The sequence below is a fragment of the Brachybacterium massiliense genome (assembly GCF_900184245.1).
GTDB classification, from domain to species: domain Bacteria; phylum Actinomycetota; class Actinomycetes; order Actinomycetales; family Dermabacteraceae; genus Brachybacterium; species Brachybacterium massiliense.
The window spans coordinates 1,282,732-1,293,991 of record NZ_FXXB01000008.1; the positions used below are offsets into that span (position 1 = coordinate 1,282,732).

Sequence of the window (11,260 nt, forward strand, 5' to 3'; positions counted from 1 at the left end):
AGATGACCACCGCCCCCGCCACGAGTTCGGCCCGCCCGCCGATGGGCTGGAACTCCTGGGACAGCTACGGCACCACCGTCACCGAGGCGGAGGTGCTGGCCAACGCCCACTTCCTCGCCGAGCATCTGGCCGAATTCGGCTGGGACACGGTGGTGGTGGACATCGACTGGTCGGACCCGTCGGCCCGTTCCCACGGCTACAACCAGGGCGCCCCGCTGGTGATGGACGAGCACGGACGGGTGATGCCCGATCCGGTGCGCTTCCCGAGCGCTGCGGAGGGTGCCGGCTTCGGTCCGCTCGCCGACGAGATCCACGCGCTGGGCCTGAAGCTCGGGATCCACGTGATGCGCGGGATCCCGCGGCGTGCCGTCGCGGCGAACACTCCGGTGCTGGGCTCGGAGCTGCGCGCGTCGGACATCGCCGATCCCCGCAACGCCTGCGAGTGGAACCCGCACATGGTGGGCATCGACCACTCCGTGCCCGGCGCGCAGGCGTACTACGACTCGGTGCTCGCGCTGTACGCGGGCTGGGGCGTGGACTTCCTCAAGGTCGACGACATGCTCTGGCCGTACCAGGCCGCGGAGATCGAGGCGTTCTCCGCCGCGATCGACCGCTGCGGCCGGCCCATGCAGCTGAGCCTCTCCCCCGGCCGCGACCTGTCCCTGACCCGGCTCGAGCACCTGCGCGAGCACGCCACGATGTGGCGGATCTGCGATGACCTGTGGGACCGGTGGGAGGACGTCGAGGCGAACTTCGCACGCTTCGCCCGCTGGGCCCCGCACGCCGGCCCGGACGGCTGGCCCGACGGGGACATGCTGCCGCTGGGCCGGATCGGGATCCGTGCCGAGCGCGGGCAGCCCCGCGATGACCTGCTCACCCCCGACGAGCGGCGCACCCTGATGACGCTGTGGGTGATCGCCCGCTCCCCGCTGATGGTGGGTGGGGACCTGCCCACCTCCGATCCGGCGACGATCGCGCTGCTGCAGAACGCCGACGTGCTCGCGGTGCACCGCGAGGGGCATGGCGCGCGGGAGGTGTTCCGGGAGGATCCGTTGATCCTGTGGACCTCGCAGGGATCGCGCGGCGAGCGCTATGTCGCCGCCTTCAACACCGGCGAGGACGAGCTCGCGGTCTCCCTCGACAGTCAGGACGTGGGCGTGCCCGCCATGCCCGAGGGCGAGGTGCGGGAGCTGTGGTCGGGCGAGATCGTGCCGGCACGTGCGGTGAGCGTGCAGTCCGACGAGGCACGCGGCGTCGCCCCCGGCTCGACCGCGCTCGACGTGCGGATCCCGCGTCACGGGGCGGTGCTGCTGCGGTATCCGGCGGTGGGCTGAGTTCGCGTCATCCACAAGGAGCGACGGACTCTGGCCGGTGGCAACCGGGCTCTCTAGACTGAGCGTCATGGACTCCGACGTCTCCGCTCTTCTCCACGATGCCAGACAGCTCGAGCACCACGAGCTCGTCGGCCTCGTGCACGAGCTGTTGCGCATCCTCAGTGATGACGCCGAGTCGGAGAGCTCGGAGATCGAGAACGCCTGGGACGAGGAGATCCGCCACCGTCTTGCCGAGCTCGAAACCGGAGCCGTCGCAACGGTCAACGGTCCGGAGACCATCGCGTTGGCGAGAGCTGAGCTGGCAAAGCACCGAGCATGACGCTCGCATGGCGGGAGCATCCGGACGCACACGCTGAGCTGATCTCTGCGGCGCTCGAGCTCGATGAGATCCATCCCGGGCTCGGCGACCTGCTCGTGGACGCAGTCGAGAAGTCACTCGCAAGCATCATCGACACTCCGCAGGCATGGCCCCCGCTGCCGGGACAGGCGCAGCCTCCGCAAGTGCGCTCACGGTCGGTCTCACCATTCCCACTTCGGGTGGTATACACCGTCGAATCGGAGATGGTGCTGGTCCTCGCCTATGCCCACGAGCGTCGCCGCCCCAGGTACTGGGAGAACCGGCTGGGCAGATCATGAGCCCGGCGACCAGCACCACGCGAACAGCCCCTCCCGCCCTAGATCTGGTAGCTCAGCTAGCGAGAAGTGATCGAGAACCAGCACTGTCGAGGCGGGGAGATAGCCGCACTCGAGACAGAGCCGATGCTCTCATCGCAGTCCTCACATCGGCGCGTAGCGCGAGCGCAGCACCGAGTAGATGCCGAAGAGCACGAGCCCGGCACCGATGATCGCGAGCACCACGGAGCCGGCGGGGAGATCGGCCATCGTCTTCAGCGCACCGTCGAGCCCGGTCGCCTTCTCCGGATCCGCGCCGAGGCCGGCCCAGCCGAACAGCAGGCCCACGCCCACCAGGGCGATGCCCTTGGCGATGTAGCCGAGCACGCCGGTCACCACGATCGCGCGGGCCACCTCCTTGCCGCGGGGAACGCGCAGGTTGTCCTCGAAGCGTCGGCTCGCGCCGAGGTACACGTGGGCGAAGCCGATCACGAGCACCACCAGGCCCACGGCCACCACGGCGGCCCGCCCGCCGGCGCTGCCCATCAGCCCGGCGGTCATCGACGAGGTCTGCTCCCCCGAATCGCTGCCGGCACCGGCGGCGAAGCGCAGGGAGGTCACGGCCAGCGCCGCATAGACCACGGCCTTGCCGAGCGTCTTGACCACGTGCCACACCCGCTTCTTCGCCTCGCGGGAGGAGGAGCGGGCGCCGAACCATGCCTCGGCCAGGTGCCACAGCACCAGTGCGGCCATCGCGATCCCGCCGATCCACAGCAGGATGTTCCCGCCCGGCGCCGAGGCGATCGCCTGCAGCGCACCGGACTGGTCCGCGTTCTCGGAGGAGCCGCCGAAGGCCATGCGCAGGGCGATCGCCCCGATCAGGGCGTGGACGATCCCGCTCATCACGAAGCCGCCGCGGGCGACGGCCTGGAACGCGGGATGCTCGGTGACGTCCTGTGCGGTGTCCTCGACGGCCTCGGCGCCCTCGCGTGCATTCCTGGCTGCTGACATGGGATCACTGTAGAGCGGCGGGCGGTCTCAGGAGCGGGTCGGTACCACGACCGACCAGGCGGTCATGCGCGGGGGCGTCGTGCGTCCACCCGCACCAGCACCTCCGCGTCGTAGTTCTGAGAGGAGCGCATCTCCCCGCGGTACCAGGCGAGCACCTCACGCTCCGGGTCGCCCGGCACAGCGATCGGGCGGAAGTTGCTCGCGGTCGAGTGTTCGGTGACCGGGGTCCAGGTCCAGCTGCTCCCGCCATCGCGGGTGCGGCCGTGGAAGATCTCGTGGACGCTCAGCGCGGTGCCGTCGCGCGGGTCGACCACGGTGGAGATCCACAGGGAGTCCGGGTCCGACGGGTCGATCGTGCCGAGGCCGGTGTAGTCCTCCTCGTGGGCGAGCAGCTGCGGGCCGGCGTGCGCGAGGTGGCGGACCTGCCATTCGCTCTGGCCCGGGGCGAGCACGGCCCACAGGAAGCGGTGGTCGATCGGTGCGGTCTCGCGGCGGCTGGTGTCGGTGCCGAGGGTGTCGTCGGCCCGGGCGGTCATCAGCGCCACCAGCGTGCCGTCCGCGAAGCGTCGCAGGTCGGTGGTCCAGGCGTGGGTCATCGTGGCGCCGCCCCAGGTGGAGCCGCTGGCGAGCACGCAGGTGAGGTCCTCGGCCCGCGGCGCGGTCTGTGCGAGGCCGCGGCCCAGCTCGCCCACCGCGGTCCCGTCGGCCCGATGCAGGCGGCCGCCTGCGAGGTAGCCGTGCCAGATGGAGGTGGCGTAGTCGCGGGGATGGTGCTCGGTGATGATCAGGTCGATGCGGTCGTCGGTGCCCAGGTGGGTGCCGGAGGCGTAGCGGGCGTAGCCGTTGACGTAGCCGATCTTCTCGCGGGTCAGCAGGCGGCCGCCGAACTGCCAGGTCTCGCCGTCATCGTGGGAGACGAGGTAGCAGGGGTCGTCGTTGAGCGCACGCACGAAGCAGTGCAGCACCCCGTCGAGCCGGTGCACGTTCTGGTAGGTGACGCCGCGCCCGCCGCCGAGGGTCCGCATCTGCTCCGGGGACTCGAACAGAGTGGTCCAGTCCAGCGCTCGCTCCTCGCCCCAGACAGTCGGGTCGGCGGTCTCGCTGACCCGCCAGCGGGTGAGGTCGTCGCTCTTGTGACGGCTGTAGACGGCGACCCAGCGCCCGTCGGCCCGGCGCCACAGCGCCGGGTTGTCGTGGTCATCGGATTCGAGGCCCTCATGGAGCACGACGGTGCGGGCGGAGCCCGGTTCACCGAGCCGGTCGAGGTCCACCACGTGCAGGTTCACGTCCCCTCCGCGCCGCTCGCCGTCGGCCCCGCCGGTGGAGGCGACTGCTCCGAGCAGCAGCGTGCCGGTCGCGGCGTCGACCAGGGCGCGCTCGTCCTGGAACCAGCACCAGCCGCCGTTGTGGCTGATCAGCGCGGTGCGGGCGGTGGTGGGGGCGGGTGAGACGGTGACCAGCTCACCGACAACGGCCTGCGATTCGGGGGTCTCGCGGGTGGTGGGGGCGGCGGGGATCCCGTCGGCCTCGCGCAGCGCGGCGAGCGCGCCCGCCGCCTCGGCGGCGAGGTCCTGCCAGTGGCATTCGATCGAGACGGCGCCGCGGTAGCCGCCCTCGCGCAGGAAGGCGAGGAAGGCGCGCAGCGGCCAGTCGCCCTGGCCGGGCGGTCGGCGGTCGGTGTCGGCGATATGGGCGTGGGCGACGCGTCCGGCGTGCTCGCGCACCACCTCGAGGCTCTCCTGCTCGAGCATGATGTGGAAGAGGTCCGCGACCACGCGCATGCCCTCGAGGTCGTGCGCGTCGAGAAACTCGACCGCCTCGGCGAGGGTGTTGATCTGGTCGGTCTCGCCGCGGTGCAGCGGTTCGAGGATCGCCTCGAGGCCGTGCTCGGCGGCGAGATCGCGGGCGAGCCGCACGGAGCGGGCCAGCTGCTCCCGGGCTGCGGCGGGGTCGACGCCCTCGGGGGTGGTGCGGGCGGCGCCGGAGCCCAGCACGATCGTGGCGCCGGGGCGGGCACGACGGGCCGCGGCGGTCATCACCAGGCGCAGGTGCTGGGCGATCGCCTCGTGGTCCGNATCAGCCTCGGTCTCGTGGGCTCGGAGATGTGTATAGGAGACGGCTCGGGAGGTGTGGGGAAGGGGGTGGGGTCAGAGCTCGCCGAGGATCTCGGCGAGGCGGTCCATGGTCTGCGCGGCCTCGGGCAGGCCGATCCGGTTGAGGTGGCCGTGGGCGACGCCCTCACGGATCACGTGCTCGACCTCGACGCCCGCCTCGGAGAGCTGTTCGGCATAGCGGCGGGCACTGATGCGCAGGTCGTCGTGCTCATCGGCCTCGAGATAGGTGCGCGGCAGGGCAGCCAGCTGCGCGGTGTCCGCGAGGCCGGGGAAGTCGTAGATGCCCGCCTCGGACACTGGGCGGCCGAGGTAGTTCTCGGTGAAGCTCCGCGTGGTCTCGAGGCTGAAGCGCAGCATCGGGGCGAGGTCCGCGACGGCGGCGGCCTCCTCGGCGGTGGGCTCGAGGCGCAGCGGGTGCAGCACGGGGTAGAGCAGCAGCGAGGCGGCCGGGGCGCGGCCCTCGTGGGCCAGGGACAGGGTGGCAGCGGCGGCGAGGTTCCCGCCCGCGCTCGCGCCGCCGAGGGCGAGACGCCCCGGGTCGATGCCCAGGTGGTCGGCCTCGGCCACCGTCCAGCGCACCGCGGCGAGCACATCCTGGAGCGGGATCGGGGCGTGGATCACGAGATCCTCGGGGGTGCCGGGGAAGCGTCGGGCCCTCCGCCCGCCGAGCGCCTCGGGCTCATCGCACAGCCGGTAGTCGACCGAGACCACCACGGCGCCGGCCCGGCCCGCCACGCCGCGGGAGGTCGCGTCGGCCTCGGGCATGTCGAGATCGCCGTGCATGAACCCGCCGCCGTGGCACCACACCAGCACCGGGCGCGGCGCTCTCGCGGCCGCAGCCGCGGTCGCAGTCGCGGCGGGGGTGTAGACCCGCACCGGCACCGGGCCGTTCGGGCCGGGTGCTTGATGATCCTCGATGTGCAGGTCCCACTGCTCCTCGGGCCCGTAGGGGGCATCCCAGGCGGCGAGCACGTCCGGGGCCACGTCATCCCAGCCGGCGAAGGGGCGCAGTGCGGGGAGCCGCTCGCGCATGGGGACGACGGCGGGTCGAGGATCGTGCGGGGTGGCGGGCACGGGGGCTCCTGGCGGGGCGGGGGGGGGGGTCANCCTCGCGCAGCGCGGCGAGCGCGCCCGCCGCCTCGGCGGCGAGGTCCTGCCAGTGGCATTCGATCGAGACGGCGCCGCGGTAGCCGCCCTCGCGCAGGAAGGCGAGGAAGGCGCGCAGCGGCCAGTCGCCCTGGCCGGGCGGTCGGCGGTCGGTGTCGGCGATATGGGCGTGGGCGACGCGTCCGGCGTGCTCGCGCACCACCTCGAGGCTCTCCTGCTCGAGCATGATGTGGAAGAGGTCCGCGACCACGCGCATGCCCTCGAGGTCGTGCGCGTCGAGAAACTCGACCGCCTCGGCGAGGGTGTTGATCTGGTCGGTCTCGCCGCGGTGCAGCGGTTCGAGGATCGCCTCGAGGCCGTGCTCGGCGGCGAGATCGCGGGCGAGCCGCACGGAGCGGGCCAGCTGCTCCCGGGCTGCGGCGGGGTCGACGCCCTCGGGGGTGGTGCGGGCGGCGCCGGAGCCCAGCACGATCGTGGCGCCGGGGCGGGCACGACGGGCCGCGGCGGTCATCACCAGGCGCAGGTGCTGGGCGATCGCCTCGTGGTCCGCGGCGGGGTCGGAGAGTCCGAGGCCGGCGGGGGCGATCACCGCGAAGGAGGGGGCGGGCTGCCAGGCGTCGGCGAGCGGCGCCTCCTGCCAGGTGCCGTCGGCCTGCTCGATCAGGAGGTTGTGCAGGATGGTGGGCTCGACGTAGTCGGCGCCCGCGGCGTAGGCGGCGGCGGTGCCGGCGCGGTCGGTGAGGATGCCGTGCTCCACGGCCTCAGAGCTCCTTCATCAGGGCGGCCAGGCGGTCGCGGGACTCGGCGGCCTGGGGCAGGCCCACCTTGTTCAGATGCCCGTGGGTGACGCCGCGGCGCACCTCGTGCTCGACCTCGACCCCGGCGCCGGCGAGCTGCTCGGCGTAGCGGCGGGCGCTGGTGCGCAGGTCGTCGTACTCGTCGGACTCGATGTAGGTGCGCGGCAGCACGGAGAGCTGTTGCGCGGTGCCCAGGCCCGGGAAGTCGTGCGCGGTGGCGTGCTCGAGGGGGCGGCCGAGGTAGTTCTCGCTCATGCGGCGCATCTTCTCCGGGGTGAAGCGGAGCATCTCGGGCAGGCCTGCGAGCGCCTCGGCCTCCTCGACGGTGGCCTCGGGGTTCAGCGGATGCGCGACCGGGTACATCAGCAGCGACAGCGCCGGAGCGCGGCCCGCCTCGGCCAGGCGCAGCGAGGCGGCGGCGGCGAGGTTCCCGCCCGCGCTCGCCCCGCCGAGGGCCAGACGCTCCGGGTCGATGCCGAGCTGTGCGGCGCGGGCACGGGTCCAGTCCACCGCGGCGATCACGTCATCGCAGAGGATCGGGGCGCGCACCTCGAGGGCGGGGTCGGTGCCGGGTATCTGCCGGGCGGGGCTGCCGCCGGGCGGTTCATCGCACAGCCGGTAGTCGACGGAGACGACCACGACGTTGGCCCGGCCCGCGACGCCGCGCGCGGTCGCATCGGCCTCGGGCATGTCGAGGTCGCCGTGCTGGAAGGAGCCGCCGTGGCAGAACACGAGCACCGCACGGGGCCCGCTCGCGGGACGGATCGGGGTGTAGACCCGCACCGGGACGGGGCCGTGCGGGCCCGGCGCCTCCCAGTCCTGGATGCGCAGGTCCCAGCGCTCAGGACGACCGTAGGGCGCGTTCCAGGCGGCCTCGTCCTCGGGGCGGAGGGGGCCGCGGGAGGCGGCGTCGGCCAGGGTGCGCAGGCGGCGCTCCATCTCGGCGGGGGCGGTGACGGTCATCGGGGGTACGAGCCTCNGGGGCATCCCAGGCGGCGAGCACGTCCGGGGCCACGTCATCCCAGCCGGCGAAGGGGCGCAGTGCGGGGAGCCGCTCGCGCATGGGGACGACGGCGGGTCGAGGATCGTGCGGGGTGGCGGGCACGGGGGCTCCTGGCGGGTCGAGGAGGGGGCTCAGCATGAGAGCTGGTGCGAGCAGGATGCGTCAGCACGCACCGGAGGGCAAGCGCTGTCCACAGCTCAGGCGAGGTGGAAGTACTGCGGGAGCACCTGCTTCTCTCCGCCGCCCGCGGTGAAGTACTCGCTCATCGCGGCCTCCCAGCGCGGGGAGATCTCGGCGCGGGCGATCGCGTCCTGGGCGGCGTCGACGTCGTCGGCCTCGAAGTAGCCCACGACCATGCCGTCCTCGGGGCGCAGGAAGAGGGAGTAGTTGCGCCAGCCCGCCTCGGTCAGCGCGGTGCGCATCTCCTCCCAGACCTCCTGGTGGGCGGCGACGTACTCGGGGAGCTTCTCGGGCCGCACGTGCAGCAGGAAGCAGCAGCGGTGGGGACTGCGGGCGGGGCTGGTGGCCAGCAGCTGGTCGAGCTCGGGGGTGGTCATGGCGTCCTTCCGGGATGGGTGGGGGCCGACGGGCTCTGCGCGAGGTGCCGGCCGATCAGGGCCAGGTTCTGGATCGCGGAGAGCCCGTACTGGGCCGCGTCGTTGGTGGAGACGAACGCCGCCTCGTCCACGGGTTCGAGCACCTCGGGGCCCTCGATCCGGGTGCGGGTCCACTCCGGCTCCGCGACCAGCATGTTCACGTTCAGCTGGTCGCCGAGACCCACGAAGAACGCATCCCACGCGCGCTGCGCGAGCGCGGGGTCGTCGGCGCGGGCGGCGGCGATCGCGAGCAGGCGGCTGTAGGCGGGCACCAGCGAGATGCCCGTCAGCGGCGCACCGAACCGCTCGGCCTGCTGCGCGGGGGTGGCGAGGTAGAGGCGGCAGTACTCGAGCCAGGCCTGTTCGAAGGCGGGGTCCTCGACCAGGTCGAGCGCCTCGGTGACGATCTCGACCAGTCCGAACACGGCCGCGAGATGGGAGACCTGCACCCGGTCGCGGGTGGTGTCGAAGCGGCGGGCCTCCAGATCCCACAGCGCCTCCCCGGTGAAGAAGCCCTGCTCCAGGGCGCCGATGCCGGCGAGCGCCGCGCGCACCTTCTGCTCGGCCTCGGCGTCCCCGTGCCGCTCCCAGGCGGTGATCCAGGCGCCGAGCAGAGCGCCCAGATCGGTGCCGAGCCCGATCGCGAGGGCGCGCGGGTCGGGGTCGTAGAGGTCGGTGCGCACCTTGCGGGTCGCATCCACGGCCAGCAGCGCCTGCTCCGACTCCGCGATCTCGTCGAGCAGCTCGCCGGTGCGCTCGTCGGCGGTGAGATAGAAGAAGTACCGACGGTACTGGGCGTTGGAGATGCGCAGCTGCTTGGCGCTGCAGCCGAAATGCTGGACGTTGTGACGGGTGCCGAGGCCCGCGAAGCGGCCCACGTGGTAGACGTCCACCTCGCTGGTGTGGCGGGTCATCGCCTCGGCGAGGCGGTAGGCATCCGCCGAGCCGCTGCGCAGCGCATCCAGCCACAGCCACAGGTCCGGGGACAGCTCGGAGTTGTCCCAGGCGTAGCCGCCCACGTCGTAGCGCCAGGTGTGGCGGTCCGCGTCGTAGGTGTGCATGACGTCGCCGTAGTCCCAGAACCCGTACCAGCCGCGCTGGTCCACCTGGTCGCGGTAGAACTCGCGCAGCCACACCAGGCGGTCCTCGATCGCGGCGCGCTGCGGGGTGGAGCGGTCTGCCACGTCCCAGGTGCCCAGCACGCCCGCCTCGCGCAGCCGTTCGGGGGTGGCCAGCAGCTGGGGCGGCAGGGCGCTGGTCGCCGCGAGATCGGCGAGCTCCTCGTGGCGCGGGGTGGCGGCGAAGGCGTCGATCACCAGCTCATGGGTGCGGGCGATGCCGCGGGCGTCGCCGTAGCCGGGTTCGTAATCCTCATAGGTGATCTCGAGGGCCTCGAGCTGGCCCTCGTAGCTGTCCTGGCCCAGGCCGTCGTGGTAGAAGCGCAGGTCCATGGGGTCGGCCGACGGGGCGTGCAGCCAGGTAGTCACGGTGCCGCTCTCGGTCGCGGCGCCGGCGATGTCCAGCTGGGTGGGCACGAGCTTCCAGAAGTCCCGCAGGCCCATGCCGATGCCGCCCTCGAGGTCGCCGAGGTACGCGTAGCCCCGGCTGCGGGTGCCGCTCGCAGCGGGGATCCAGGGACGGTCGGACGCGGTGCGCTTGGCGAGTGTGTACCCGTTGGCGCTCAGCTGGCGGAGGGACCAGTCGTTCCAGGTGGGGATCAGGTGCAGGCGGCGGGAGACCTCCGGCGCCCAGCTCTCCAACGGGGGTGTCGGGGCTCCGGCGATCTGGGCCGCGCGCACCTCGGCGCCCGGATCGCGACGCAGGCCTGTCAGGCCCCGCACCGCCTCGGTGAGGAAACCGCCCTCGGAGCCGGCCAGGCGCACGTGCCGGTCATGCGGGGCGCTCCGCAGCGGCACGTCCATCCGCAGCCCGAGCGAGGTGAGGAACAGCGACTCGGGGTCGGCGTCCCAGACCAGGGAGTGCACCAGGCGCAGGCGGGCGGACCCTGCCGTCGCGTACAGGCGCAGCACGAAGGGCAGCACCCTCTCCCCCGCCACCTCGTGATGCCCCTCCAGGCGCAGCACCGCCTGCTGGGCGCCCAGCCGCTCGAGGGTCAGGACGGTGGTGCGCACGGTGTGCTCGCGGCGCTGCGCGGCCGGCTGAGGCGACGGCGCGGAGCTCGCGATGATCCGGCCGTCCCGGCCCACCACGCGCCCGTCCACCTCGAGGCGGCGCAGCGGTGCGGTGCCGTGCGGAGCCACCTCGACGCGCAGCGCCCCTGTATCCACGAGGAACGCGCCGTCGGCCTGCTCGATCACCTCGACGGCGCCCGCCTCGGCGCCGGTGGTGCCGTCGGCCGCGACCAGGCGGGCATCGCCCGACGGAGCGCGCCCGGCATGCCCAGTCCACTTCACCGACCCGTCGGGCCAGCGGGCGGTGACCCAGGTGTCCACCGGTGCCGCACCCCCGTCGTGCACCAGCTCGAAGGCCGGCGCCTCGGGCAGCACGCCCCGTGGCCAGGGCGCCCCGAACTGGGTGGGCACAGCGGCCGTGCCCTCGCGCGGCTCGAGCAGGCGCAGCGGGGTGGCGGGGAGGGACGCGGCGGTGTCCGACGGGGAGAAGGGCATGGGGGTCTCTCTGACGTGATGGTCGGGGACTGCGACGCCGGCCGGGCGCTGGGGTGCGC

Annotated in this window: 9 protein-coding genes and 1 pseudogene; 3 read left to right on the plus strand and 7 right to left on the minus strand. The window is 73.0% G+C overall.

Annotated elements, in window-relative coordinates; genetic code table 11:
* The first annotated feature begins 2 nt into the window (after positions 1-2).
* From BN4251_RS15735 to BN4251_RS15745, 3 genes are all read left to right on the plus strand, one after another.
* Entirely contained in the window at positions 3-1,334 is a 1,332-nt protein-coding gene (locus tag BN4251_RS15735) for a glycoside hydrolase family 27 protein (protein ID WP_087486422.1), read from the plus strand.
* A gap of 67 nt (positions 1,335-1,401) precedes the next feature.
* Positions 1,402-1,653, plus strand: a complete 252-nt coding sequence (locus BN4251_RS15740; RefSeq protein WP_140398463.1) for an addiction module protein — start codon at positions 1,402-1,404, stop codon at positions 1,651-1,653.
* A complete protein-coding gene (locus BN4251_RS15745) occupies positions 1,650-1,970 on the plus strand; it encodes a hypothetical protein (protein WP_087485960.1) in 321 nt (106 codons plus the stop codon). Before BN4251_RS15740 ends, BN4251_RS15745 begins: the two co-directional genes overlap by 4 nt.
* Before the next feature lie 141 nt (positions 1,971-2,111).
* Here BN4251_RS15745 and BN4251_RS15750 read toward each other — a convergent pair whose 3' ends face one another.
* The 7 genes and pseudogenes from BN4251_RS15750 to BN4251_RS15780 all read right to left on the minus strand — a co-directional run bounded on the left by BN4251_RS15750 (position 2,112) and on the right by BN4251_RS15780 (position 11,201).
* A complete protein-coding gene (locus BN4251_RS15750) occupies positions 2,112-2,957 on the minus strand; it encodes a DUF1206 domain-containing protein (RefSeq protein ID WP_087485961.1) in 846 nt (281 codons plus the stop codon).
* A 62-nt stretch (positions 2,958-3,019) separates the two neighbouring features.
* Positions 3,020-5,023: pseudogene (locus BN4251_RS15755) on the minus strand (sugar phosphate isomerase/epimerase family protein); the annotation flags it as partial.
* An 81-nt stretch (positions 5,024-5,104) separates the two neighbouring features.
* The gene (locus BN4251_RS15760) at positions 5,105-6,145 is read right to left on the minus strand and encodes an alpha/beta hydrolase (RefSeq protein WP_087485962.1); all 1,041 of its coding nucleotides are present in this window, start codon (positions 6,143-6,145) and stop codon (positions 5,105-5,107) included.
* On the minus strand, positions 6,057-6,935 hold the full coding sequence (locus BN4251_RS15765) for a sugar phosphate isomerase/epimerase family protein (RefSeq protein ID WP_170932002.1): 879 nt from the start codon (positions 6,933-6,935) through the stop codon (positions 6,057-6,059). Before BN4251_RS15765 ends, BN4251_RS15760 begins: the two co-directional genes overlap by 89 nt.
* A gap of 4 nt (positions 6,936-6,939) precedes the next feature.
* The gene (locus tag BN4251_RS15770; RefSeq protein ID WP_087485963.1) at positions 6,940-7,938 is read right to left on the minus strand and encodes an alpha/beta hydrolase; all 999 of its coding nucleotides are present in this window, start codon (positions 7,936-7,938) and stop codon (positions 6,940-6,942) included.
* 237 nt (positions 7,939-8,175) lie between these two features.
* Positions 8,176-8,535 (minus strand): L-rhamnose mutarotase, encoded by a 360-nt coding sequence (locus tag BN4251_RS15775; protein WP_087485964.1) that lies wholly within the window; start codon positions 8,533-8,535, stop codon positions 8,176-8,178.
* On the minus strand, positions 8,532-11,201 hold the full coding sequence (locus tag BN4251_RS15780) for an exo-rhamnogalacturonan lyase family protein (RefSeq protein ID WP_245810387.1): 2,670 nt from the start codon (positions 11,199-11,201) through the stop codon (positions 8,532-8,534). Before BN4251_RS15780 ends, BN4251_RS15775 begins: the two co-directional genes overlap by 4 nt.
* Positions 11,202-11,260 lie beyond the last annotated feature (59 nt).

Excerpts from the sequence above, each read along its gene's own strand:
- BN4251_RS15750 (WP_087485961.1), bottom strand. The coding sequence starts at position 2,957 with ATGTCAGCAGCCAGGAATGCACGCGAGGGCGCCGAGGCCGTCGAGGAC.
- BN4251_RS15735 (WP_087486422.1), top strand. The coding sequence starts at position 3 with ATGACCACCGCCCCCGCCACGAGTTCGGCCCGCCCGCCGATGGGCTGG.
- BN4251_RS15740 (WP_140398463.1), top strand. The coding sequence starts at position 1,402 with ATGGACTCCGACGTCTCCGCTCTTCTCCACGATGCCAGACAGCTCGAG.
- BN4251_RS15775 (WP_087485964.1), bottom strand. The coding sequence starts at position 8,535 with ATGACCACCCCCGAGCTCGACCAGCTGCTGGCCACCAGCCCCGCCCGC.
- BN4251_RS15780 (WP_245810387.1), bottom strand. The coding sequence starts at position 11,201 with ATGCCCTTCTCCCCGTCGGACACCGCCGCGTCCCTCCCCGCCACCCCG.
- BN4251_RS15770 (WP_087485963.1), bottom strand. The coding sequence starts at position 7,938 with ATGACCGTCACCGCCCCCGCCGAGATGGAGCGCCGCCTGCGCACCCTG.
- BN4251_RS15745 (WP_087485960.1), top strand. The coding sequence starts at position 1,650 with ATGACGCTCGCATGGCGGGAGCATCCGGACGCACACGCTGAGCTGATC.